The sequence below is a fragment of the Blautia sp. OM07-19 genome (genome assembly GCF_003481595.1).
GTDB classification, from domain to species: domain Bacteria; phylum Bacillota; class Clostridia; order Lachnospirales; family Lachnospiraceae; genus Blautia_A; species Blautia_A intestinihominis.
Genome location: NZ_QULA01000002.1, coordinates 69,456 through 93,865, shown reverse-complemented (window position 1 = coordinate 93,865; position 24,410 = coordinate 69,456). Strand labels below are relative to the sequence as shown.

General features: G+C 48.8%; 20 protein-coding genes. 16 read left to right on the top strand and 4 right to left on the bottom strand.

The features are described 5' to 3' along the window. The first annotated feature begins 203 nt into the window (after positions 1-203). From DXC01_RS03075 to DXC01_RS03025, 11 genes are all read left to right on the top strand, one after another. Complete coding sequence (locus DXC01_RS03075; protein ID WP_118698230.1) at positions 204-1,646, top strand: L,D-transpeptidase family protein; 1,443 nt, start codon at positions 204-206, stop codon at positions 1,644-1,646. Positions 1,647-2,021: 375 nt separating this feature from the next. Then, the gene (gene cbiD / locus DXC01_RS03070) at positions 2,022-3,197 is read left to right on the top strand and encodes a cobalt-precorrin-5B (C(1))-methyltransferase CbiD (protein ID WP_118698229.1); all 1,176 of its coding nucleotides are present in this window, start codon (positions 2,022-2,024) and stop codon (positions 3,195-3,197) included. Further along, entirely contained in the window at positions 3,197-3,955 is a 759-nt protein-coding gene (gene cobM, locus DXC01_RS03065; RefSeq protein ID WP_118698228.1) for a precorrin-4 C(11)-methyltransferase, read from the top strand. The genes cbiD and cobM overlap by 1 nt, the downstream gene beginning before the upstream one ends. Continuing rightward, on the top strand, positions 3,939-5,021 hold the full coding sequence (locus DXC01_RS03060; protein WP_330427625.1) for a cobalt-precorrin 5A hydrolase: 1,083 nt from the start codon (positions 3,939-3,941) through the stop codon (positions 5,019-5,021). Before cobM ends, DXC01_RS03060 begins: the two co-directional genes overlap by 17 nt. After that, a complete protein-coding gene (gene cobJ / locus DXC01_RS03055; RefSeq protein WP_022215255.1) occupies positions 5,014-5,745 on the top strand; it encodes a precorrin-3B C(17)-methyltransferase in 732 nt (243 codons plus the stop codon). Before DXC01_RS03060 ends, cobJ begins: the two co-directional genes overlap by 8 nt. Continuing rightward, complete coding sequence (cobK, locus tag DXC01_RS03050) at positions 5,738-7,741, top strand: precorrin-6A reductase (RefSeq protein ID WP_118698226.1); 2,004 nt, start codon at positions 5,738-5,740, stop codon at positions 7,739-7,741. The genes cobJ and cobK overlap by 8 nt, the downstream gene beginning before the upstream one ends. Continuing rightward, a complete protein-coding gene (locus DXC01_RS03045; protein ID WP_118698225.1) occupies positions 7,738-9,141 on the top strand; it encodes a cobyrinate a,c-diamide synthase in 1,404 nt (467 codons plus the stop codon). The genes cobK and DXC01_RS03045 overlap by 4 nt, the downstream gene beginning before the upstream one ends. After that, positions 9,138-10,118, top strand: coding sequence for an adenosylcobinamide-phosphate synthase CbiB (cbiB, locus tag DXC01_RS03040; protein WP_022215252.1), 981 nt, complete (start codon positions 9,138-9,140; stop codon positions 10,116-10,118). Before DXC01_RS03045 ends, cbiB begins: the two co-directional genes overlap by 4 nt. Before the next feature lie 30 nt (positions 10,119-10,148). Then, positions 10,149-11,225, top strand: coding sequence for a threonine-phosphate decarboxylase CobD (cobD, locus tag DXC01_RS03035; protein WP_118698223.1), 1,077 nt, complete (start codon positions 10,149-10,151; stop codon positions 11,223-11,225). Position 11,226: 1 nt separating this feature from the next. Beyond that, positions 11,227-12,750: a cobyric acid synthase gene (locus DXC01_RS03030; RefSeq protein WP_118698222.1), complete on the top strand. Its 1,524-nt coding sequence runs from the start codon at positions 11,227-11,229 to the stop codon at positions 12,748-12,750. Beyond that, positions 12,750-13,391, top strand: coding sequence for a precorrin-8X methylmutase (locus DXC01_RS03025; protein ID WP_118698221.1), 642 nt, complete (start codon positions 12,750-12,752; stop codon positions 13,389-13,391). The genes DXC01_RS03030 and DXC01_RS03025 overlap by 1 nt, the downstream gene beginning before the upstream one ends. A gap of 49 nt (positions 13,392-13,440) precedes the next feature. On the opposite strand, the gene pdxR is transcribed toward DXC01_RS03025, so the two are convergent. Next, positions 13,441-14,751 (bottom strand): MocR-like pyridoxine biosynthesis transcription factor PdxR, encoded by a 1,311-nt coding sequence (gene pdxR / locus DXC01_RS03020; protein WP_022215248.1) that lies wholly within the window; start codon positions 14,749-14,751, stop codon positions 13,441-13,443. Positions 14,752-14,855: 104 nt separating this feature from the next. Here pdxR and DXC01_RS03015 point away from each other — a divergent pair, with 104 nt between their 5' ends. After that, positions 14,856-15,722, top strand: a complete 867-nt coding sequence (locus tag DXC01_RS03015; RefSeq protein ID WP_118698220.1) for a pyridoxamine kinase — start codon at positions 14,856-14,858, stop codon at positions 15,720-15,722. A 205-nt stretch (positions 15,723-15,927) separates the two neighbouring features. Here DXC01_RS03015 and DXC01_RS03010 read toward each other — a convergent pair whose 3' ends face one another. Genes DXC01_RS03010 through cobI form a run of 3 tightly spaced genes read right to left on the bottom strand, consistent with a single transcriptional unit; the run spans position 15,928 to position 18,207 of the window. Beyond that, positions 15,928-16,659 (bottom strand): ABC transporter permease, encoded by a 732-nt coding sequence (locus DXC01_RS03010; RefSeq protein WP_022215246.1) that lies wholly within the window; start codon positions 16,657-16,659, stop codon positions 15,928-15,930. A 13-nt stretch (positions 16,660-16,672) separates the two neighbouring features. Further along, positions 16,673-17,518, bottom strand: coding sequence for an ABC transporter ATP-binding protein (locus tag DXC01_RS03005; protein WP_022215245.1), 846 nt, complete (start codon positions 17,516-17,518; stop codon positions 16,673-16,675). A gap of 2 nt (positions 17,519-17,520) precedes the next feature. After that, a complete protein-coding gene (gene cobI, locus DXC01_RS03000; protein WP_118252626.1) occupies positions 17,521-18,207 on the bottom strand; it encodes a precorrin-2 C(20)-methyltransferase in 687 nt (228 codons plus the stop codon). A gap of 154 nt (positions 18,208-18,361) precedes the next feature. On the opposite strand from cobI, the gene DXC01_RS02995 reads away from it, so the two are divergent. From DXC01_RS02995 to DXC01_RS02980, 4 genes are all read left to right on the top strand, one after another. Beyond that, positions 18,362-18,913, top strand: coding sequence for a hypothetical protein (locus DXC01_RS02995; protein WP_330427624.1), 552 nt, complete (start codon positions 18,362-18,364; stop codon positions 18,911-18,913). Between the two features lie 221 nt (positions 18,914-19,134). Continuing rightward, positions 19,135-20,532: a PTS mannitol transporter subunit IICB gene (locus tag DXC01_RS02990; RefSeq protein ID WP_118698219.1), complete on the top strand. Its 1,398-nt coding sequence runs from the start codon at positions 19,135-19,137 to the stop codon at positions 20,530-20,532. A 248-nt stretch (positions 20,533-20,780) separates the two neighbouring features. Then, positions 20,781-22,307, top strand: a complete 1,527-nt coding sequence (locus DXC01_RS02985; RefSeq protein ID WP_118698218.1) for a PTS mannitol transporter subunit IICB — start codon at positions 20,781-20,783, stop codon at positions 22,305-22,307. Next, positions 22,304-24,409, top strand: a complete 2,106-nt coding sequence (locus DXC01_RS02980) for a BglG family transcription antiterminator (RefSeq protein WP_118698217.1) — start codon at positions 22,304-22,306, stop codon at positions 24,407-24,409. The genes DXC01_RS02985 and DXC01_RS02980 overlap by 4 nt, the downstream gene beginning before the upstream one ends. The last annotated feature ends 1 nt before the right edge of the window (position 24,410 follow it).

Here is a 24,410-nt window from a genome sequence, read left to right as displayed (position 1 = left end):
CCAGTTTGTTTTTTTATCTGGCATCAGTATAGGGCAACAGGAAAAAAAATTCCACAGATTTTGCAAAAATAAATGGAAAACAGAATCGCAATCTGGTATAAAATAAGGTAAATAGCGGTTACAGGGGATTTATGGTCCACCGCTATAATAAAAAGGAAGATTTTTACATAAGCTGAAATACATAAGGCCGGGGGAATGAGACAATGAGTGAAGAAAAAAAGATCAGCAAAAAGACACTGAAGATCATCTTGGGAGTATGCGTTGGTGCAGTAGTGGCACTGGTAGTGGGATTTTTTGCCTATATCCATGTGGCAGATACGAATACACTGGGGCGCAAGATCACGATCTATGGACTGGATGTGTCGAAACTGGGTGTGGAGGATGCAAAGCAGAAGATCCTGACTACATTCCAGGATAAGAAGATCGTTTTTAAGGAAAACGGAGCGGATGTCTACAGTCTGACTCTGAAAGATCTGGGTTACAGCCTGGATGAAAATGACCTTACGACGCAGCTTACAGAACTTCAGAAGAAGAGAGAGGCAAACCGCAAGATCTTTGCAGAACAGGAGAATGTAAATATCTCTTACAAAGTCAACAAGGATGCCGAGCAGGAAAAGAGTGCACTGACAGTAGACCATTTTGGTGACAGGGAACGTACCTCTTCTACAAATGCATCGATCCAGTATGATGACGCAAAGAAAGAATTTACGATTACCAGTGAGGTACAGGGCGATGAGATTGATGAAAGCCGTCTGATGAGCTTTGTGGATCAGACACTGGATGCGGATTTTACTTCTGCACTTCTTGATGCAGAAGCAGATATTACGATGGGTACAGAATGTTATCAGCTCCCGGATGTTTCCGCAGATGAGAAGATGCAGAACAAGCTGACCAGCCTGAATGACCAGCTTGACAAATACAGAAGTACAACAGTTACCTATACATTTGGAGAGAGTACAGAAGTCCTGGATTCCCAGACCATTGATTCCTGGATCACGATCGACGGAGAAAATATCGGAATTGACCAGGAAGCAGCGAAGGCATATATCCAGAATCTTGCGAATACCTATAATACGATCTATGTACCGAGAACTTTCCATACTTCCTATGGAAATGATGTGACGATCTCAGGAAATGAATACGGCTTCCAGATCGACCAGGACGGAGAACTTGCACAGCTTCTCGAGGACTTAAAGAGCGGCACCGCAGTTTCCAGAGATCCGGTATACAGCATTCAGGGAATGCAGCGCAACGGGACCGACGACCTGGCGGGCAGCTACATAGAAGTCAGCCTGGATAACCAGCATCTGTGGCTTTACAAAGACGGTGCGCTTGTGACAGAAACCGACATCGTAAGCGGTGCTCCGACCAAAGGCAGAGAGACCTACCGTGGTGCATGGCCGATCGCATACAAGGCAAGTCCGTTTGAATTATCAAGCGAAGAATATGGCTACAATGTCAAAGTAAACTACTGGATGCCGTTCGTATACGGTCAGGGACTTCACGACGCATCCTGGCAGTCTTCCTTCGGAGGAAACCGCTACAAATCCGGCGCCGGCAGCCACGGCTGCATCAACCTCCCTGAAGACCAGGCAGCTCTGATCTACAATACGATCGATGGTGGCTATCCGATCATCATCTATTAAATAAGAAGACCGACCCGGCTTGCGGGTCGGCCTTTTTTGCGTAAGCTCCGGCCAATTTTCTCTTCTAACAATCATCCGGCATCGATTTATATGTTATGAAGCATTCCCGATGCCGGAAGTGCCTGTTATGTTGACTTTGGGGCATCGCATTTGTTTATGGTACATTTTTTCGATGCAGAGGGCTATTCCTGACCTTCTTTGAGTTTAAAGACTTCTTCGACACTTAGGCCGGAGAAATTGGAAATGTTCTCCAGAGAGAAACGGGAAACTCTCGGTGTTTTAATTTTTATAGGCATTGCCCGAAAACAGGTGCATTTCGTTGACTTTTTTTATACAAAATAATATAATTAGTGAGCGGATACAAGGAGGAGATTTATGGTACAGAAAAACGGACTGGAAGATTATTATGTAATCAGAAACCAGAAGAAATTACGCTTTGGTTATACGACTGGTTCCTGTGCGGCTGGGGCTGCCAGGGGAGCAGCACGGCTTCTGTTTGGAGAGGATGAGATCAGTGAAGTGGAGCTGATGACTCCGAAGGGAATCCTTCTTCATCTGGAGATCCTGGACAGGAAACGAAGTGAGAACGCGGCAAGCTGCGCGGTCCGTAAGGATGCAGGAGACGATCCGGATACCACAAATGGAATCCTGGTTTATGCGAAAGTTGAGAAATTTTTGATACGGTCAGATATGGAAGACCGCATCGTGATAGATGGAGGTATCGGAGTAGGACGGGTGACGAAGCCCGGGCTTTCCCAGAAGGTCGGGGAGGCTGCGATCAATCCGGTGCCGAGAGCTATGATCTTACAGGCAGTCGAAGAAATTGCAGATCAGTATCACTATGAGGGCGGACTCAAAGTGACGATCTCTGTGCCGGAAGGGGAGAAGATAGCCAGAAAGACCTTCAATCCCCGTCTGGGAATCGTGGGCGGAATATCGATTCTTGGAACATCCGGTATCGTAGAGCCTATGAGTGAGAAAGCTCTGATCGACAGTATCCGGGTGGAAATGACACAGCATGCAGCAATGGGTGAGCAGTACATGCTTGTGACACCTGGAAACTACGGAGCCGATTATCTGAGGGAGCACATGGAGCTTCCTTTCGAAAAAAACATCAAATGCAGCAACTATGTAGGTGAGACGATCGACATGGCAGTAGATATGGGCGTGAAAGGGATTCTTTTTATCTCTCATATCGGCAAATTTGTCAAGGTTGCGGCAGGGATCATGAACACCCATTCACACAGTGCAGATGCACGTATGGAGGTACTTTGTTCCAATGCCATCCGTGCAGGCGGGGATCTTGCATGTGCCAGATCCATTCTGCAGTGTAATACCACAGACGAAGCATTGCGAGTCCTCGACGAGAACCACATTCTTAAGGAAACGATGAAGGAGATCACAGACAGGATTCAATTCTATCTGGACCATCGCTCCTACCAGCAGATCCTGCTCGGAGCAGTGATCTTTTCCAATGAATATGGATACCTCGGACAGACAGCAAATGCAGCGGAATTGATCGATAAAATTAGCAAAGGAGAAAAGGAATAATGGTTCATTTTGTAGGAGCAGGACCGGGAGCACCGGATCTTATCACAGTCAGAGGAAAACAGTATCTTGAGGAGGCGGACGTGATCATTTATGCAGGATCTCTTGTAAATCCGCAGCTTCTTGAATACAGCAAGGACGTATGTACGATCCACAACAGTGCCAAGATGACACTGGAAGAAGTAATTTCTGTCATCGAAAACGCAGAGGCAGAGGGTAAGATGACCGTACGTCTTCACACCGGCGATCCGTGTATCTACGGTGCGATCCGTGAGCAGATGGACATTCTCGATGAGAAGGGGATTTCCTACGATTACTGTCCAGGAGTCAGCGCATTCTGCGGTGCAGCAAGTGCACTGAATCTGGAGTACACACTTCCGGAGATCTCACAGAGCGTGATCATCACCAGAATGGAAGGACGTACACCGGTTCCGAGCAAAGAGAGCATCCAGTCTTTTGCGGCACATCAGGCAACCATGGTCGTATTCTTGAGTACCGGAATGCTCGAAGAACTGAGCAGACGACTGATCGAGGGCGGCTACACAGCAGATACACCGGCAGCGATCGTTTACAAGGCAACCTGGCCGGATGAGAAGAAATTTGTCTGCACAGTCGGAACACTTGCGCAGACAGCAGCAGAGAACAACATTACCAAGACTGCACTTATGATCATCGGAGATTCTGTCAAGGCAGCCCAGTATGACCGTTCCAAGCTTTATGATCCAGGATTTACTACAGAATTCCGTGAAGCGACCAAATAAGAGTAATATGGATATTTCTATCATATGCTTCAGCCTTACCGGATTTCAGACAGCTCTGAAACTCCAGGAAGGACTGAACGCACAAGGGTATCACACCGAACTTTACAAAAAGAGTAAATATCTGGAAGATTCTGTTACGGAAAGTACAGGAAACTGGACAGCAGAGCATTTCCAGAAGGATGACGGGATGATCTTTGTCGGAGCCTGCGGGATCGCCGTACGCAGCATCGCACCACAGGTTGCCAGTAAGAAATCAGATCCGGCAGTTCTTGTCGTGGATGAGTGCGGACAGTTTGTGATCTCACTTTTGTCCGGACACCTGGGCGGGGCGAATGCACTGACTCTTGAAACGGCAGAGATTCTGGAGGCACAGCCGATCGTGACGACAGCGACTGACCTTCATAAGCGATTCGCAGTTGATGTTTTTGCCAAAAAAAACGGCTGTGAGATCTTCTTCATGAAAGCAGCGAAGGAAGTCTCAGCGGCACTGCTTGCGGGTGAGTCCGTGGGATTTTATAGTGAATTTCCATTTGAAGGATCTCTTCCGGAAGGACTGACAGCGTGCAGCGCGGATGGAACCCCGTTCGATGGAGGAACTGCCCCGGAGATCGGTGTTGCGGTTACGATCCACCCGTCCTGTCTGCCGTTTGCCTCTACCACGCAGGTAGTTCCGCCGGCAGTCACACTCGGAATGGGATGCCGTAAGAACAAAGAAACAGAAGTCATCCTGAGAGAAGCAGAGAACTGCCTCAGGGAAGCGGACATCTATCGTCAGGCAGTTGGAAATCTCGCAAGCATTTCCCTTAAGAAAGACGAGCCGGGGCTGAATGCCTTGGCAGAGGAATGGAAGATTCCTTTTATTACCTATACAGAAGAAGAACTAAAAGAAGTCGAAGGAGAATTTACTCCATCTGCTTTTGTCCGGACCATCACAGGCGTAGAGAATGTCTGTGAGAGAAGCGCAGTACTTGCATCCGGCAATGGCAGCCTTATCAGAAAAAAGACCGGGAGAGAGGGCGTGACGACAGCTCTGGGACTCCGGAAATGGGAGGTACATTTTGAATAAAATATATGTTGTAGGAATCGGACCGGGAGGCTGTGACCAGATGACCGGTATAGCAATGGAAGCTCTGAAAAAAAGTGATGCGATCATCGGATATACCGTCTATGTAGATCTTGTCAAAGACACATTTCCGGACAAAGAATTCCTGACCACACCAATGAAAAAAGAAGTTGACCGCTGCGTTCTGGCATTTGAGGAAGCAATGAAAGGCAAAGTTGTTTCCATGATCTGCAGTGGAGATGCCGGTGTTTACGGTATGGCAGGCCTTATGTATGAAGTTGGCGTAAATTATCCGGAAGTAGAACTTGAGATCGTCCCTGGTGTCACAGCAGCACTTGGCGGGGCAGCAGTCCTTGGTGCACCACTGATCCATGATTTCTGTCTCATCAGTTTAAGTGACCTTCTCACTCCGTGGGAAAAGATCGAGGCAAGACTTCTCGGCGCATCTCAGGCAGATTTCGTGATCTGTCTCTATAACCCATCCAGCAAAAAACGTCATGATTATCTTCAGAAAGCTTGTGACCTGATGATGCAGTACAAATCCCCGGACACTGTCTGCGGAACTGTCTGCAATATCGGACGTGAAGGAGAAGAATATCATCTGATGACTCTGAAAGAACTTCGTGACACACAGGTGGATATGTTTACAACCGTATTTATCGGAAATTCTCAGACAAAAGAAATCAACGGCAAGATGGTAACACCACGAGGATACAGGAATGTATAAAGTCATTGTATTTGCCGGGACGACCGAAGGATACGAGATCAGTCGTTTCCTCGGTGAAAACCAGATCCCGGTGCTGGCATGCGTGGCGACAGAATATGGTTCCAGATCCCTCAAAGAGAGTTCCAGTCTGCATGTACAGGCGGGACGTCTCGACGAGAATGAGATGAAAGAGCTTTTTTCCAGAGAAAAACCGGAACTTGTTCTGGATGCGACACATCCTTACGCAGCAGAAGTGACAAGAAATATCCGAAAAGCCTGCGAGGAAGCCGAAGTCTCTTATACGAGGATCCTCCGTACAGGCAGCGGACAGCAGAACGCTGTCTATGTTAAGGATACACAGGCAGCGGCAGAGTACCTGAAAGGAACTACAGGGAATGTTCTCCTGACCACAGGAAGCAAGGAACTGGCGGCATTTACCTCCGTTCCGGATTATAAGGAGCGCTTGTTTGCAAGAGTGCTGTCCCTTCCGTCCGTGATCGAATCCTGTCAGGCACTTGGTTTTGAAGGCCGGAACCTGATTGCGATGCAGGGACCTTTTTCCATGGAAATGAATCGGGCGATGCTTACGCAGTATGAGTGCAGATATCTGGTTACCAAGGATTCCGGCAAAGCCGGCGGCTTTCTTGAGAAGATCCAGGCGGCCGAAGCCTGTGGTGCAACTGTTGTGATCATCGGAAGACCTCTCGCAGAAGAGGGTCTGTCTCTGCGGGAATGCAGGCATATGCTGATCGAACGCTACGGACTTACCAGAAAACAGAAGGTCACACTTCTCGGAATCGGCATGGGAAGCCCGAAGACTCTGACGCAGGAGGGTCAGGAAGCTGTCCGAAACGCGGATCTTATCGTAGGCGCAAAGCGAATGGTCGATGCTGTCCGGCTTTCTGGACAGGATGTTTTTTATGAATATCGGAGCAAAGAGATCGCAGAGTATCTGATCGCACATCCGGAGTACACCAAAGTTGTAGTTGCACTTTCCGGTGATGTTGGATTTTACAGCGGGGCGAAGAAACTTGCAGAACTTCTCGGACCGGATACGGAAATGATCTGTGGGATCTCATCTGTGGTTTATTTTATGTCAAAGATCGGCCTGTCCTGGGACGACGCAAAGATCGTCAGCGCGCATGGAAAAACCTGCAATCTCATTTCCCTGATCCGCACGAACCGCAAGGTTTTTGCAATCCTCGGAACGGGTGACGGAGTGCGTAAACTGGCAGAGAAGCTTATATTTTACGGAATGGGCGACGTTATTCTTCATGTCGGAGAAAATCTTTCCTATGATAACGAGAAGATCCTGGCGAAACCAGCCAGAGGACTTGTTTCCTATGAGGGAGATCCTTTGAGCGTAGTCTGTGCATATAATCCACAGGCAGAACTGGAACTGGCAACTCATGGAATTCCAGACGAAGAATTTATCCGCGGCAAGGCACCGATGACCAAGACAGAAGTGCGTACCGTTTCTCTCTCCAAACTGAGACTTCCAAAAGATGCCATCTGCTACGACATTGGTGCAGGAACAGGTTCTGTTTCTGTCGAAATGGCACTTCGCGCATCTGAAGGCGGGGTCTATGCGATCGAGAAAAAGGAGGATGCCCTGGCACTCCTTCAGGAGAATAAGAAGAAATTTGCACTGGACCATATGTACATCGTTCCGGGAACCGCACCGGAGGCACTTGAGGAACTTCCTGTGCCGACACACGCTTTTATTGGCGGATCTTCCGGAAATATGAAGGAGATCGTGGAGCTTCTGCTGAATAAGAACCCACAGGTGCGTATTGTGATCAACTGCATTACTCTGGAAACCGTGGGCGAGGCACTTGACTGCATCCGTGAACTTGAGAAGCAGGAAACTTATCAGTGCGAGAGCGAAGTCGTACAGCTCTGCGCTTCCAGATCCAAAAATATCGGACGTTACCATATGATGATGGGCGAAAATCCAATCTATATCATCACGGTACAGGCACACGAGAAATCCGAAACACAGGAGGAACAGGTATGAAGATCCCGAGAATCCTTCTGGCAGCAGGCTCCAGCGGAAGCGGCAAGACCCTGATCACCTGCGGGCTTCTTGAAGCACTGGTGGAGCGCGGTCTTAAGACGGCGTCCTTTAAATGCGGGCCGGATTACATCGATCCGATGTTCCACAGCCGGGTGATCGGGACAAAGTCCCGGAATCTGGACACCTTTTTTACAGGATCAGAGGTAACGAAATATCTTCTGACCCGAAATGCCAGAGACTGTGAGATCGCAGTCATGGAAGGTGTCATGGGCTTTTATGACGGCGTTGCGGGAACTACGACCACAGCCAGTGCCTATGACCTTGCCAAAGTGACCGATACACCAGTCATCCTGATCGTAAACAGCCGTGGGATGAGTGTGTCCCTGGCTGCCTATGTCAAAGGTTTCCTGGAATATAAGAAGGACAGCCACATCAAAGGTGTGATCTTTAACCAGATGTCTCCCATGCTCTATCCGAGAATGAAGAAACTTCTGGAAGAAGAACTGGGTGTTGCGGTTCTTGGTTATGTACCGAAGGTTGAGGACTGTGTGATCGAAAGCAGACATCTTGGTCTGGTCCTTCCGGATGAGATCCCGGAACTGAAAGACAGGCTTCATAAGCTTGCAGGCGTTCTGGAAGAGACACTTGACATCGACCGGATCCTGGAACTGGCGGGCGAGGCACCGGATCTTCTGGATGCGAAGCCGGAGTCAGTGACCGATTTCAGACTCTCCGAGCCGGTGCGTATCGGCGTTGCGGAGGATGAGGCGTTCTGCTTTTTCTATGCAGACAATTTCCGTCTTCTGGGCGAGATGGGGGCAGAGATTGTTCCATTTTCACCGATGGAAGATAAGCAGCTTCCGGATGATCTGGACGGGCTTTTGTTATACGGCGGCTATCCGGAATTAAACGGAAAAAAACTGGAACAAAATACCACAATGAAAGACATGATACGGGAAAAACTGAAAGCAGGGATGCCATGTATGGCAGAATGCGGAGGCTTTATGTATCTCCACGAGGAAATGGAGGGCATGGATGGGAACTTCTACCAGATGGCAGGGGTGATCCCGGGAAAAGCATACCGCACACCGAAACTTTCCAGATTTGGCTATGTGACACTGACACAGAAAAAGCCGGCTCTTGGAATGGAAGATTTCGGAGAGATCCCGGCACATGAGTTCCACTATTTTGATTCCGAAAACTGCGGCGGGGATTTTCATGCGGCGAAGCCGGAGAGTAAGCGTGGATGGGACTGTATCCATGGAACGGACACGATGCTGGCTGGTTTTCCACATCTTTATTATTATGGAAATCCCGAAGTACCGAAGGCATTTCTTAAAAAATGCCTCGCATACAAAAAACAACGATGTTCCTGCAAGCAGGAAGGTCAGGAAGAGTGACAAATGTGATCTATCATACGATAGCCCTGGCAGCAGGGTTTTTACTTGATCTGATATTTGGAGATCCCAGGTGGTTGTATCATCCGGTCTGCCTGATCGGAAATCTGATCTCCGTTCTTGAAAAGGGAATCCGCAGGATCTTTCCGAAGACAAATGCAGGAGAACTGGCTGGCGGAGTTGTGGAAACGATTCTCGTCTGTCTGTTTTCCTTTGGCGTGCCGGCTGTGCTCCTGTCTCTTCTGTACGGACATTTCCCGGTGGCGGGTGTGATCCTGGAGACATTCTGGTGCTACCAGCTCCTTGCTACCAGATCGTTAAAGGATGAGAGCATGAAGGTCTATGACCGGCTGGTAAACGGTACGATCGAGGAGGCGCGTTATGCAGTGTCCATGATCGTAGGACGTGATACCCAGGAACTCACCGATACAGGTGTCACAAAGGCAGCCGTGGAGACTGTGGCAGAGAACTGTTCTGACGGTGTGATCGCTCCGATGATCTATATGGCGATCGGCGGCGCACCGCTGATGTTTCTTTATAAAGGGATCAATACCATGGATTCCATGCTCGGCTACAAAAATGACAAGTATCTGTACTTTGGAAGATGCAGTGCCAAGCTTGATGATGTGGCAAACTTTTTTCCGGCAAGGATCTCTGGCTGGCTGATGGTTGCGGCAGCTTTTGTCTGTGGAATGGATGGCAAAAACGCAGCAAAGATCTACCGGAGAGACAGAAGAAACCATGCAAGCCCGAACTCTGCACAGACAGAGGCAGCAATGGCAGGAGCGCTTGACGTACAGCTTGCCGGCAATGCCTGCTATTTTGGCAAATTATACGAAAAACCGACGATCGGAGACCCGATTCGCGCTGTGGAACCGGAGGATATCAGACGCTCCAACCGTCTGATGTACGGAACTGCTTTTCTTGGCATTCTGATCTGCCTTATCATCCGCATCGCCGTCGGGTTCTGGATCCTGTAATACCACAACAGGCAGCAAAGGAGAAATGAAATGAAACACGTACATGGGGGAAATATCTATACTTACAAAAACTGTCTTGATTTTTCTGCAAACTGTAATCCCCTTGGAACACCGGAGAGTGTCAAGCAGGCAGTCCGGGACAGTCTGGACCATCTTAAAGACTATCCGCAGGTGGGATACGCGCCGCTGAAAGAAGCAATCGCTGCCTATGAGGATGTCAAACCGGAGAATATCATCTGTGGAAACGGTGCGGCGGAGCTGGTCTTTTCACTGTGCCATGCACTCAAACCGAAGAAAGCACTGATTCCGGTTCCTACATTTGCAGAATATGAGCAGGCACTGGAAAGTGTCGGGGCAGAGGTGGAGCATGTGCTTCTCAAGGAAGAAGATGAATTCCGTGTTCAGGACAGTTTTATTGACTGGCTGCACAAAGATCTGGATATGGTATTTCTTTGTAATCCCAACAATCCGACGGGGATACTGACGGACAGAGAATTTCTGTTCAGACTGCTCCGTGTCTGTCGGGAAATGGGAATCTTTCTGGTGGTGGATGAATGTTTTCAGGATTTTATCCGCGAACCGGGACAGTACAGCCTCAAGGCACAGCTTCCGAGGTATCACAATCTGTTTCTTCTCAAAGCATTTACAAAGCGTTATGCGATGGCGGGTGTGCGTCTTGGATATGGAATTACAGAAAATGAGGAACTTCTTGAAAAGATGACACAGGCTACACAGCCATGGAATATTTCGATTCCTGCACAGGCGGCAGGAATTGCGGCACTTGGTGAAGTCGAATATGTCGAAAGAGCGAGAAAACTGATCTTTGCGGAATCTGAATATTTAAGTGAAGAATTATATAAGCTTGGGATGACCGTTTTTCCTTCTCAGGCAAATTATCTGTTTTTCAAGGGACCGGACGATCTTTTTGAGATCTGCGTGGGACAGAATGTTCTGATCCGCGACTGCAGTAACTATCCGGGACTTGGTAAGGGATTTTACAGAGTGGCAGTACGCACCCATGAGGAAAATGAGCGTTTGATCCAGGCAATCCATGACGGTCTCATGGAAGCAAGAAAGAAAACACAGGAAGAAGAGGGGGAGGAGTAAAATGGCAAAAGCGATCATGGTGCAGGGAACGATGTCAAATGCGGGCAAGAGCCTTCTGGCAGCGGGACTCTGCCGTATCTTTAAACAGGATGGATACCGTGTGGCTCCCTTTAAGTCACAGAATATGGCATTGAATTCCTTTATCACAAAGGAAGGACTGGAGATGGGAAGAGCGCAGGTCATGCAGGCAGAGGCTGCCGGGATCGAACCGTCCGTCCTTATGAACCCGATCCTTCTGAAACCGACCAACGATGTGGGTTCTCAGGTCATTGTAAACGGAGAAGTCCTTGGCACAATGAGCGCAAGGGATTATTTTGCTTACAAGAAAAAACTTGTCCCGGACATCATGAAAGCATTTGATGCACTTGCAGCAGAGAATGATATCATCGTGATCGAAGGTGCAGGAAGCCCGGCAGAGATCAACCTCAAAAAAGAGGATATCGTAAACATGGGAATGGCGAAGATGGCAAAAGCACCGGTCCTTCTGGTCGGAGATATCGACCGCGGCGGTGTGTTTGCACAACTTTACGGAACCGTGGAGCTTCTGGAGGAAGACGAGCGAAAGATGATAAAGGGTCTGATCATCAACAAATTCCGCGGTGACAAGACGATCCTTGATCCGGGCGTGGAGATGCTGGAGAGCAAATGCAGGATCCCGGTTGTCGGTGTCGCACCGTATCTTAACATCCAGGTGGAGGACGAGGACAGCCTGACAGAGCGTTTTGACCGTCCGCAGGAAGTTGGGATGATCGATATGGCAGTCATCCGTGTGCCGAGGATCTCCAATTTCACAGATTTTAACCCACTGGAGAGCATACCGGGAGTTTCTCTTCGCTATGTACAGCATCCGTCCGACCTTAAGAATCCGGATGTGATCTTCCTTCCGGGAACAAAGAATACGATGGATGACCTTAAGTGGCTCCGTGAGAGCGGGATGGAGGCTCTGATCCTCAAGGCAGCAGCTTCCGGTACCCTGATCTTTGGTGTCTGCGGCGGCTATCAGATGCTGGGCGAGACTTTAAGTGATCCGCATGGTGTGGAAGCGGGAGGTTCCATGCGTGGAATGGGACTTCTGCCGATGGATACCGTATTTGCGGAGAAAAAGACAAGGACACAGGTTACCGGACGTTTCCTTTCCCTGGAAGGCGATTATGCACCGCTTAAAGATGTCGAATTTACAGGATATGAGATCCATATGGGCGAGAGCACCTGGAAAGAGGGCGCCTCTGCCAGCACCTTTACGAAGGATACCGTGACAGGAAACGAGAAGAGAGAAGGTACGTTCTACCACAATATCTGCGGTACTTATGTGCATGGAATCTTCGACAAGGAAGAAGTTGCACTCGGTCTCGTAAAAGCGGTGGGCGACAAAAAGGGAATCGATGTATCCGAGATGGAGGGCGTGGATTTTGCGGCATTTAAGGAGACACAGTATGATATCCTGGCAGCAGAACTGCGGAAACATCTGGACATGAAAAAAATCTATGAGATACTGGACGAGGGAATCGAGGAGGAGAAAGCCTGATGAAAGTAGAACTTGAAAATGTAAAACCGATGGACATCGAGAAGAGAAGCTTTGAGATCATCACGGAAGAACTCGGGGATACCCCGCTGCTCCCGGGAACAGAACTGGTGGTGAAACGCTGCATCCATACAAGTGCAGATTTTGACTATGCCAGAAATCTTTGTTTTTCCCCGGATGTTATCGAGAAGGCAATGAATGCGATCAAAAACGGAGCCTGCATCGTCACAGACACACAGATGGCTAAATCCGGCATTAACAAACGCGCCCTTGCCCGTTATGGCGGTGAGGTTTACTGCTTCATGTCCGATGAAGATGTGGCAAAGACCGCAAAAGAAAACGGAACCACGAGAGCGACTGCAAGCATGGACAAAGCAGCTACTCTCGATAAAAAGCTGATCTTCGCGATCGGAAATGCGCCGACGGCACTGGTGCGTCTCTATGAACTGATCGAGGATGGCAAACTGGATCCGGAACTGATCATCGGTGTTCCGGTAGGATTTGTCAATGTGGTGCAGTCCAAGGAACTGATTATGCAGTCCGGAGCACCGTATATCGTTGCAAGAGGACGCAAGGGCGGCAGCAATATCGCAGCCTGCATCTGCAATGCACTTTTGTACATGATCGACAATCGAAGGGATTAAAGAAAAACACCTGTTCCAGAGAAAAGGAGGGACAGGTGTCAGGTGATCATTATTTATTAAGAAGTTCTTTCAGGAGCCGGCATGCCGGGGCAAAATCGTCTGCGGGGATCGAGGAACAGGAAAGCAGGAGCGTGATCGTGTCTGCGCCTTCCTCGAGAATCAGCAGATCGAAGCCCTTCATGCGGGTTTCTTTTTTTAGTTCCAGGCCGGTCCGGGCGTAGGGAACAGTCAATGCGAGGCTTGTTCCGGCGGCACCTGTCTGGATCGTACAGTCACTGCCAAAGGTGTTCCGCACTTCGTTTTTCAGTTTTTTGAGTTTCTGCGCGTAGAGTTTCTTGAGCTTTTTGGTCTGTGAAGTCAGGTGACCGTCGCGGATAAACTGGCAGAGTGCGATCTGTTCGGCCTTGGAGGCAGTCTGGCTGTAGCGGTCTGCGACAGCAGCGTATTTCCTGGAAAGATTCGGTGGCAGGACCATGAAACTTAAGCGGATCGACGGAAGCAGCAGACGGGAAAATGACCCGATATAAACAACTCCATGTCCACCGGCAAGGTTAAAAAGGGACGGGGTCGGCCGCTGAAAATTGACGAATTCATTCTCAAAGTCATCCTCGATGATCAGACTGCCCTTCTGAGCCGCGTAATGTACCAGTTCCATACGGCGGCTGACCGGCATGATCTCGCCCCATTTGGTCATATGGGCAGGAGAAACGTAGATGACATCACAGTCCTTGTTGCGGTACTGCACTTCAAAACCATAGCCTGCAAAGATCGTACTTCCCTGTACAAAAGAAGCATTCGGGAAAGAAACGGACTTTCTGTCCCGGATCAGAGGACAGAGAAGGTTCAGAAGACTCTGCACACCGGCTCCGATCACGATATCATCGGCAGAGCAGTTGACATTCCTCCGCTGTCGGATATAGTCAGCGAGCACCTGACGGAGATCCGCCTCACCCTGCGGTTCGCCGTAAGAGAGAAGACGGTCACTCTGGCGCAGCGCACTCTTGATATAACGCTGCCACAGATCGAAGCGAAAGCTTTCCCGGTCGACACCGTTGGAGGCAAAATCATACTGCACCGGCGGAAGATCTGCATGCCAGGAAGCGGTGGACACTGGTTTCTGGTCGGCGATACTGGTTACGTAGTAACCGCTCTGGGCACGGGCGACGATGTAGCCGTCTGCGGCAAGCTGAAGGTAGGCATTCTCGATCGTGGTGCGGCTGAGTTTCAGTTCTGTGGCGCATTTACGCAGGGAAGGCATACGGCTTCCGGCAGGAATGCGATGCTCCATGATCAGATTTTTGTAATGGTCGTATACCTGGAGATACAGGCTTTCTTTGGTGGAATGGAATGCTAGACTCATAAACTGTCCCCTCAAAAATGAATAAAAGTGGTTATTTTTATAAATACACTTAGGTGCTATTCTAAATCAGAATATGACAAAAAGCAAGACAAGGAGACAATACTTTGAAGAAAATTGCAGTTCTCAATGACCTGTCCGGGATGGGAAAATGCTCCCTGACAGCAGCGATACCGGTGATCTCGGTGATGGGGGTGCAGGCATGTCCGCTTCCTACTGCTATTTTGAGTGCACAGACCGGTTTTCCGTCTTATTATTGTGATGATTATACAGACCGTATGGATATCCTGATGGACGAATGGCAGAAGATGGATTTTCACCCGGATGGCATTTATACAGGATTCCTGGCTGATGCTGCACAGGCAGACAAGGCGGTGGATTTTATACAGAGATTTAAGAAAAAAGAAACAAAAGTCCTCGTTGACCCGGTCATGGGTGATGATGGGGAGGAATACCCGATCTATACAGAAGAACTGTGCGAAAAGATGAGAATGCTTGTCAGAGAGGCAGCAGTGATCACTCCGAACATCACGGAAGCGTTGCTTCTTCTCTATGGAAGAGAAAAAATGCACACAGAATGGCAGAAGATTTCCGGTTTCTCCGGAGAGGAACTTCTGAAATATGTCCAGACGATCGGCAGCCTGCTTACAGAGAAATTTGATGTGGAAGCCGTGATCACGGGCATCAGCCATGAAGAAGATGGTGCGAAGTACATCAGCAACCTTATCTGCAAAAAAGCAGCGCAGACCTGGGTGACAACGAAGAAAGAGGGCGGCAGCTATTCTGGTACGGGAGATCTGTTTGCTTCTATCTTAAGTGCAGGGATGGTCAAGGGGACTGATACCGCTGCTTCCGTACAGAAAGCGGTGAATTTCCTTGCAAAAGGAATCCATGATGCTGTAGAAGAAGGAACAGATCGAAATGAAGGAATCTGTTTCGAAACTTATCTCTATGAGCTTGCAGATGTAAAATAACAGAAAAATACCCGCCGGTGGTCGCAGTCGATCGATCCGGCGGGGATTTTTTATTTAAAGATTCTTGTAACTATTTAGTAGGTAGTATCCCGCGAGGTGTTTTGGCATGTTTTTTGCCAAAATCCCGAGACATACAAGGCAAAATGCTATCACCGAAGGTGATCTGGAATGCATTTTGACTCGTAACTGTAAGGGTACTGAACAGTTACAGATTCTTTTTCTTATAGATAAACCAGGAGGCGATCCCTGTAAATACCAGAAGGTAAACAAGCAGGATCACAATTCCCGAAAATGCAAAGCCTTCACCAGCAGAAATGCTTCGGATCATGTGGCTTGTCTGGGAAAGCGGAAGCGCGGCTACGAACTTTCCGATAAAGCCAGGAAGCTTCTCAGTGGAAAAGAAGGTGTTGCAAAGATAAGCCATCGGCATGATGATGTAGTTGGAAAAACGCGGTACATCGGCGTGGTTTTTTGCAAGGAAAGAAACAACCACTCCGATCGCAGAAAACACTGCTCCGTTTAAGAACATCACCAGGAAGGACCATCCATTGAAGATCAGTCCTGTGTCGATCGGCAGAGTCAGGATCAGGATCACACCTCCGGCATAAAATCCACGGAGACTTCCTCCGATGATCTGACCGGCAATAAACTGCCACAGAGGCGTCGGTGAGATCATGACCTGGTCGAATGCTTTTTCGTACAGTCTCTGTACGTTCAGGTTCTGGGCGATCGCATTGAAACTTCCGTTCATGGTCGTCAGAGATACGACACCGGGGATCAGGAAATTCAGATAAGGCTGTCCGTGGGACGTTGTCTGGATCCCCATTCCAAATACGACAAGATACATCAGAGGCGCGATCATGGCTGCCAGGGTGATCTTGTAGAAATCTCTGCGGAATTCTACCCATTTTTCCCATAAAATCGTTATAATTCCCATAATTGACCTCCCTTTATGACGGCATCAGATGACGGCCGGCACGTTCCACAAACACATCTTCCAGTGTGGTCTCACGAAGAGAAGCCTGTCCCGGAATGCCGGACAGATAATCAATGGCTTCCTGACGGCTGTGGAAATAGCGGCTGACAGTATTTCCATCCGGTCCGGGCTCATCGATCGTGTAGGCTCCAAGACTCTCGATCAATGCGGAAGGTGTGCTGATTTCCTCAAGTTTACCGTGATCCATCAGGGCGACGCGGTTGCAGAGGTTCTGGGCTTCTTCCATATAGTGTGTGGTCAGAAGGATCGTCAGGTTTTTGCCGTTCAGCTTGCGGAGAAGGTTCCACATCTGTCGTCTGGAAAGCGCGTCCATTCCGGCGGTCGGCTCATCCAGAAGAAGGATCTCCGGATCTGTAAGAAGGGCGCGGCAGACCATCAGTTTACGCTTCATACCGCCGGAAAGCTTGCGGACGGTACGTCTGCGGAATTTGATCAGGTCACAGAACTCCAGAAGTTCCTCTGTACGCCGTTTGATCTCCTTGCGCGGCATGAAATAAAGCCTGCCCTGATATTCCATGATCTCGTCCATGGTCATATCCTGGCGCATGGAATATTCCTGGGTGATCACGCTGATCTTGCGTTTCAGGTCCGGGCGGTTTCGTTTCAGTGTCTGGCCATCGATCAGGATCTCTCCCTTTGTAGGAAGGAGCAGGGTGGACAGAAGACTGATCGTCGTTGTCTTTCCTGCACCGTTCGGACCAAGAAGACCGAAAAACTCTCCCGTTTCAATCTTGAGATCCAGGGAATCCACGGCTGTGAAATTATCAAATGTCTTGGTCAGATTTCTGGTTTCGATCATTTTTATTTTTTCTCCTTTGCGATGATCAGGGAATAATAACCTGCATCATCCGGAATTTCCTCAACACTTCTGTAAATATGTTCTTCTGGCATACCGCAGTTCTCGACCATCAGGACATCACGGTCGCTCTTTGCGAGGATTTCCTTGACCTGGTTCATCTTTTTGCCTGATTTCATGAGTATATAGTTGCCGGATTCGCTGAGGTCGCTGTCCAGGCGGTGAACAGCCGGCACGATATGAAGCTGCTCATTCCACTCGGAAAGAGAAATGTTCAGGCGGGCAGCAGCGGCACAGAAAGAAGTGATCCCGCTCACCAGCTCTGTGTGATATCCGTCAGCCTCCACACGGTGCTGCAGATAGGAAAAAGTGGAGTATACACAAGGATCTCCAAGTGTCAGGAAGACAACGTTTTTGCCCTGGTCAAGACAGGCTTCCAGAGTTTTGGCTCCCTTTGCGTGGTTTTCTTCGAGTTCTTTTGCGTCGTGTGTCATTGGCATGTAGATCGGAAGAAGTTCTTTGTCGGCTAATTCCGGCACTGCCTGGACTGCGATCTTGTAGGCAACGGTTTCTTTGACATCTGCTCCCGGTACGGCGATGATCTCATTCTCGCGGATCATGCGGACTGCCTTCAGTGTCATTAATTCCGGATCCCCAGGTCCGACTCCTACGCCATATAATGTTCCTTTCATTGGTAAAAAACCTCCTGATATTTAAAAATATTAATTGATATAATTACTCACATTCTTTTTATTATACTAGAACCTTATATAGTTTGCAATGTGTGATTTGCTGTGTTATAGTAGTTTTCAGAGTAATGAAAAATGAAACGGGGTTTGAAGTACGATGCATAAATATAAGAAATTTCTGACAGTCTGTTCTCTGGCAGCACTGTTATCCTCCTGTACTGCACCATTTGTCTGTATGGCGGCAGCAGATACGACAGAAATGCAGGCGGTAGAATTTGACAGGGAAGATGGAGAATATTCCATTCAGGTAGATCTGGAGGGCGGAAGCGGCAAGGCGAGCGTGACTTCCCCGACACTTTTTACCGTGAGGGACGGAAACGGATACGCACAGATTCAGTGGAGCAGTTCAAATTATGATTACATGATCGTGGACGGGGAGAAATATCTTCCGACGAATGAAGAGGGCATGAACTCTGTATTTGAGATCCCGATCCTTACACTTGATGAGGCAATGCCGGTGGTGGCAGACACAACAGCGATGGGAACACCGCATGAGATTGATTATACATTAACTTTTTATTCAGATTCCATCGGCTCCAAGAGCCAGCTCCCGCAGGAGGCTGCCAAGAGAGTCGTTGGCGTTGCAATGGTAATCATCGTTGGCGGCGGGATCCTGAATTATTTTGTCAACAAACGCAACAGATGTTAGGGACATTTATGAAAAACATTAAGGAGATTTGGCACTAAGGGATGGTGCCAAATCTCTTTTTCTATTTCTTGAAAAGTACAATGGTTTTTCGCTATAATGAACTCATCAAGAAGAGAGTAACTGGCCGGTTACACCTCAGAAAAAAAGTAAAACAAAACCGAAAAGACGGACAGAGAGAAGGGAATCTGTTCACAAAAAAATCAAAATGAGGTGTAAACACAATGAAAGAAAAAGTTCAGGTATTTGGAAGGTTTTTGAGCGGAATGGTCATGCCGAACATCGGCGCATTCATCGCATGGGGGCTCATCACAGCGCTTTTTATCGAGACAGGATGGTGTCCGAATGAGAAACTCGCACAGTTTGTAACTCCGATGTCAACCGTACTGCTGCCGCTTCTGATCGCATACACTGGCGGTTCTGCCGTAGCAGGACAGCGCGGCGGCGTGATCGGTGCGATCGCGACCATGGGTGTGATCGTCGGTTCTGACATCCCGATGTTCATCGGTGCCATGATCGTCGGACCGCTGGCTGCATGGATCATCAAGAAATTTGACAAAGCAGTTGAGGGTCACATCAAAGCCGGCTTTGAAATGCTGGTAAATAACTTTTCGCTTGGTATCATCGGTGCGATCCTTGCATGTCTTGCCATGTATGGAGTTGCCCCGCTCGTAACAGGAATGAACTCCGTTATGAGAGCCGGTGTAGATGTCTTTGTTTCACACGGACTTCTTCCGCTGGCAAGTATCTTTATCGAACCTGCAAAAGTATTATTCTTAAACAACGCGATCAACCACGGGATCTTATCCCCAATGGGAATCCAGCAGGTAGAGGAAACAGGAAAATCCATTTTCTTCCTGCTTGAAGCAAACCCGGGACCGGGACTTGGAATCCTGCTTGCTTACTGCATCGCAGGCAAAGGAAATGCGAAGAGCTCTGCACCTGGAGCAGTGATCATCCATTTCCTCGGCGGAATCCATGAAATCTATTTCCCGTACATCCTTATGAACCCGTTGCTTCTGATCTCTGTCATCGCAGGCGGCGCAAGTGGAATCTTCTGCTTCAACTTATTTAACGTAGGTCTTACTGCTCCGGCTTCACCGGGAAGTATCATCGCGATCATGATGATGGCAGAAAAACATAGCTATCTTGGACTGATCGTCGGCGTTGCAGTGGCAGCACTTGTCTCCTTTGCAATCTCCGTGCCGATCCTCAAATTCATGGGCAAGGATACATCACTGGAAGATGCACAGCGTCAGAAAGATGCCATGAAAAAACAGGCAAAAGGAATCGCAGCAGAAACAGCAGCTACTGTACCGGCAGCAAATACAGGAAAAGTAACAAAGATCGCTTTTGCATGCGATGCAGGAATGGGCTCCAGCGCAATGGGAGCAACGGTCCTCAAGAAAAAACTTGCAGCAGCAGGTCTTGAGGAAATCGAAGTTATCCACACTCCGGTATCCAGCATCCCGGCAGATGTACAGATCGTTGTCACACATGAGGAACTGGGAGAGCGCGCAGCACACAGTAATCCGAATGCAGAACGCATCCTGATCACCAACTTCCTTGCTGCACCGGAATATGCAACACTGGTAGAAGATCTGAAAAAGAGAAATTTATAATTTATCAGATGCCCTCTAAAATTTTAATATAACCGCAATGATCCCACACGTAACTGTTCACGGGTAATATCCCGCGAGGTGTTTTGCCATGAATATGGCAAAATCCCGAGACATACGGGGCAAAATGCCATCACCGAAGGTGATTTGGAATGCATTTTGACCAAGTTACTGTGAACGGAGTGAACAGTAACATCCCACACGTTGGTTATGCACCTTAACCGGAGCGAATTGACGGGTGGGATTGTTGTATGATAAAATTATTTACAGAATTAAAACGGGTAGCAGACAGGCGGCGGGGAGTCTGTCTGACGCGGGGGAACGTTATGAATGTGATACAGAAAACAGGAAAATTTTATTCAAGGATCATCATGAAAAACATCGGCATTTTTGTCTTTATCGGTCTTCTGTCTGTGGTATTCCAGACCGAAGGGTGGTTTCCGAATGAAGATATCTATGCGATCTCACAGGTTGCTTATCGCTATGTCCTGCCATGCATGATCGCCTATGAGGGCGGAAACCTTCTCAGCGATTCATTTGGAGGGCTGGCGGCAGTCATGGCACTCTGCGGGATCCTTCTGCGGGATCCGGAGGCAGGGATCTTTGGGGCAATGGTCTCGGCACCACTCGGAGGATACCTCTGGAAAAAAGAACGGGAATTTCTGGAGCGGGACTGTTTCGCAGAGACCAAGATGCTGTTCCGAAATCTGCTCCTGGGGCTTACCGGGGCGGTTCTTGCGGTCGGGGAATATTATCTTCTGGCAGAAGCAGTGACTGTCTTTGCAGTAGCAGCCGGCAGCTGCATCGGATGGATCCTGGAGCATGGCTATATCGCAGTCCTAAATGTCCTGATCGAGCCGGCGAAGGTTTTTTTCCTGAACAATATCATGAACCATGGAATCCTTGTTCCGCTGGGGATGAGCCAGGCAGAGCAGAATGGAGGTTCGCTCCTTTTTCTGCTTGAGACGAACCCGGGACCGGGACTTGGGATGCTGCTTGGACTGCTTTTATACAAAAGAAAAAATGTCAAACGCCGTCAGGAACTGGCGACAGCTGCATTTACACAGGCGATCGGAGGAATCCATGAAGTTTATTTTCCCTTTGTACTTGCGGATCTGGGACTTCTGCTTCCATTGATCGTGGGTGGTGTTGCGGGAAGTATCTGGTTTTCCGTTTTTCACTGTGAGACAGCGGGCGTGATTTCGCCGGGAAGTGTTCTGACCATTTTGATCATGGCAGGAAGAAGCAGTATGCTGCCGGTGCTTGGAGGGATCCTTGTTTCTACGGCTGTGTCCGGCGTTGGAAGTTATCTGTATCTGTGCTGGAGAGGTGAGAGGAAAGAAGTGCCGCAGTCGGAAATACCGGAGAGTGAGAAGCAGGAAGAACTTGAGAAAGAAAATACAGAAATGTCCGGACTGGAGCGTGAACTGGAAACTGCATCAGAACAGGAGGAGAAACCCATGCCAGAAAATATTTATCAGAACTTACATAAAATAGGCTTCGTCTGTAACGGAGGAATGGGCTCCAGCGCAATGGGTGCGGCTCTGTTCCGACGCGCACTCAAAACAGCCGGTATCACCGGGATCCAGGTGGGAGTTTATGCCGCAGACCTGATCGAAGAGGACATTGACCTGATCGTCTGTCAGAAAGAATTTTATGCGCTGAATCCACAGCTGCATGAGAAAGCCTGTCATGTGATCGCCGGATTTACCGACAGAGAAGAATACACAAAACTGATCCAGTGCATCCAGGATGCACAGAACGGGGGAACACGATGAAGTTAAGCAATATTTCGCCCCGCGTCAGCCAGATCCTGCAGATCCTTCTGGAACAGAATGCGCCGATCTCTGTGAAAGCACTTGCAGAGCAGATGAATTTAAGCAAGCGCACGATACAGAGGGAGATGGATTCTGTCAATGCGATCCTTAAGGGATATGAAATTATATTGAATTCCAAAACAGGAGTCGGCATCTGGCTCGAGGGCAGCGAGGACAAAAAACAGGAACTGCGGCACGATCTGTCGATGGATGACCGCCTGGATGTCAGCAACCGCGAAGAACGCAGGAAGCGTCTGACGCTTGAGATCCTCAAGGAAAAAGAACTCCGCAAACTGTTTTATTACAGCAGCCGTTTCCAGGTAAGTGAGGCGACGATCAGTGCAGATCTGGAGGCAATCGAAGGATGGCTGACCAGATACGGGCTCCGGATCACGCGCAAGCCGGGAAGCGGGATCTCCATTTCCGGAAGTGAGGAAGCATACCGCCGTGCGATCCGTGCATTTATCAACGAAAATATTGATACCCATATGCTGAGAGAAGCCTACGAGTCTACAGAGAGTGACGCAGAGGGTTATGCATCGCTGCAGTACGGAGATATCGGTAAGATCTTGAATGATGATATCGTGAAGCGTGTGATCGCCTGCCTGTCAGGGATGGACAATACCCGTGTGATGACTCTGACAGAGAGTTCCTATGTCGGTCTGGTGATCCATATTGCGATCGCGATCAACCGGATCCTCAAGGATGAAGTGATCGACACGGATGCATCCTGGCAGCAGGGACTTGTGGAGGATGCAGATTATCACCTTGCAGAGCAGATCGTAGAAGAGCTGGAGGAAGAGTTTGAGATCGAGATCCCGGCAGTGGAGGTTTCCTATATCTGCCTGCACATCAAGGGAGCAAAGCATGAAAAGATCCAGTGGGACGGACAGAAGATCAATGCGATCGAGAACAGGGAACTCCGGGGGATTCTTAATGAAATGGTGGATGCTTTTGACCCGGAAAGTGCGTATCTTCTGAAGCAGGATGAGGAATTTATCCAGGGTCTTCTCGCACACTTACGTCCGACTTTGATCCGCCTGGATCACGGTATGCAGATCCAGAATCCGGTGCTGGATGATATTAAACAGAATTATATGGATATTTATCAAAAATGCCTGAACGTTTCCAAAGTGCTGGAACGTTTTACCGGAAAGCCGGTTCCGGAGGAGGAGACAGGATTTCTGACCGTGCATTTCGGTGCGGCTATGGTGCGTCAGGAAGGACGCAAAGAAGAGATCCGGCAAGTGGATGTGGGAATCGTCTGCTCGAGCGGGATCGGTATTTCCCGTCTGATGCTGTCGAAGCTCAATAAGCTGTTTGGCGACCGCGTGAACCTTACTGCTTATGGCAAAAACGACATTACTTCCTATGTACAGGGAAAAACAGACTTTTTTGTATCCAGTCTTCCGATCGAAAAAGCGGAGATCCCGGTGATCCATGTCAACCCGCTTCTGAATGAGGAGGACATCGATCAGATCCGTAAGATGATCTATCAGTATCAGCGGATGCCGACCAAACATAAACAGGAAGATCTTTTTTCCGTGCAGCTTGACCAGATCAACCAGATGGCGGCACAGATCAACATTGTCATTAAGGATATGGAGTTTTTTTATGTGGATGTGGACATTACGTTTGAGGAACTTCTGCATCAGATCGGTGAGAGACTTTCGCCATATTCCGACCAGAGCCAGATCATCCAGGAGGATCTGATGCGGAGGGAGCAGGTGTCCTCGCAGATCTTTGCGGAGTTTGGCTTTGCGCTCCTGCATACCAGAACAAAAGGCGTGACGCGCCCGGTATTTGCCGTGTGCATGCCGGAGGAAAATGTGGCATTTAAAGATCCGTATTTCAAACAGATCACGGTGGCTTTTGTCATGCTGGTACCAGACGATGAGCTGGTAAAGATCAACAATGACATCATGGGACACATCAGCGGCATGCTCATCGAAGAACCGGAATTTATGGAGGTCGCAGAGCAGGGCGACAAGGAGCAGATCCGCACGCTGCTGTCCAGACATCTAAAACAATATTTCAGGAAATACATTTCAGGACTGTCATAAA

Coding starts and splice junctions, on each gene's coding strand:
- DXC01_RS03075 (WP_118698230.1), top strand. CDS start 204: ATGAGTGAAGAAAAAAAGATCAGCAAAAAGACACTGAAGATCATCTTG.
- cbiD (WP_118698229.1), top strand. CDS start 2,022: ATGGTACAGAAAAACGGACTGGAAGATTATTATGTAATCAGAAACCAG.
- cobM (WP_118698228.1), top strand. CDS start 3,197: ATGGTTCATTTTGTAGGAGCAGGACCGGGAGCACCGGATCTTATCACA.
- cobK (WP_118698226.1), top strand. CDS start 5,738: ATGTATAAAGTCATTGTATTTGCCGGGACGACCGAAGGATACGAGATC.
- DXC01_RS03045 (WP_118698225.1), top strand. CDS start 7,738: ATGAAGATCCCGAGAATCCTTCTGGCAGCAGGCTCCAGCGGAAGCGGC.
- cobD (WP_118698223.1), top strand. CDS start 10,149: ATGAAACACGTACATGGGGGAAATATCTATACTTACAAAAACTGTCTT.
- DXC01_RS03030 (WP_118698222.1), top strand. CDS start 11,227: ATGGCAAAAGCGATCATGGTGCAGGGAACGATGTCAAATGCGGGCAAG.
- DXC01_RS03025 (WP_118698221.1), top strand. CDS start 12,750: ATGAAAGTAGAACTTGAAAATGTAAAACCGATGGACATCGAGAAGAGA.
- pdxR (WP_022215248.1), bottom strand. CDS start 14,751: ATGAGTCTAGCATTCCATTCCACCAAAGAAAGCCTGTATCTCCAGGTA.
- DXC01_RS03010 (WP_022215246.1), bottom strand. CDS start 16,659: ATGGGAATTATAACGATTTTATGGGAAAAATGGGTAGAATTCCGCAGA.
- DXC01_RS03005 (WP_022215245.1), bottom strand. CDS start 17,518: ATGATCGAAACCAGAAATCTGACCAAGACATTTGATAATTTCACAGCC.
- cobI (WP_118252626.1), bottom strand. CDS start 18,207: ATGAAAGGAACATTATATGGCGTAGGAGTCGGACCTGGGGATCCGGAA.
- DXC01_RS02995 (WP_330427624.1), top strand. CDS start 18,362: ATGCATAAATATAAGAAATTTCTGACAGTCTGTTCTCTGGCAGCACTG.
- DXC01_RS02990 (WP_118698219.1), top strand. CDS start 19,135: ATGAAAGAAAAAGTTCAGGTATTTGGAAGGTTTTTGAGCGGAATGGTC.
- DXC01_RS02985 (WP_118698218.1), top strand. CDS start 20,781: ATGATAAAATTATTTACAGAATTAAAACGGGTAGCAGACAGGCGGCGG.
- DXC01_RS02980 (WP_118698217.1), top strand. CDS start 22,304: ATGAAGTTAAGCAATATTTCGCCCCGCGTCAGCCAGATCCTGCAGATC.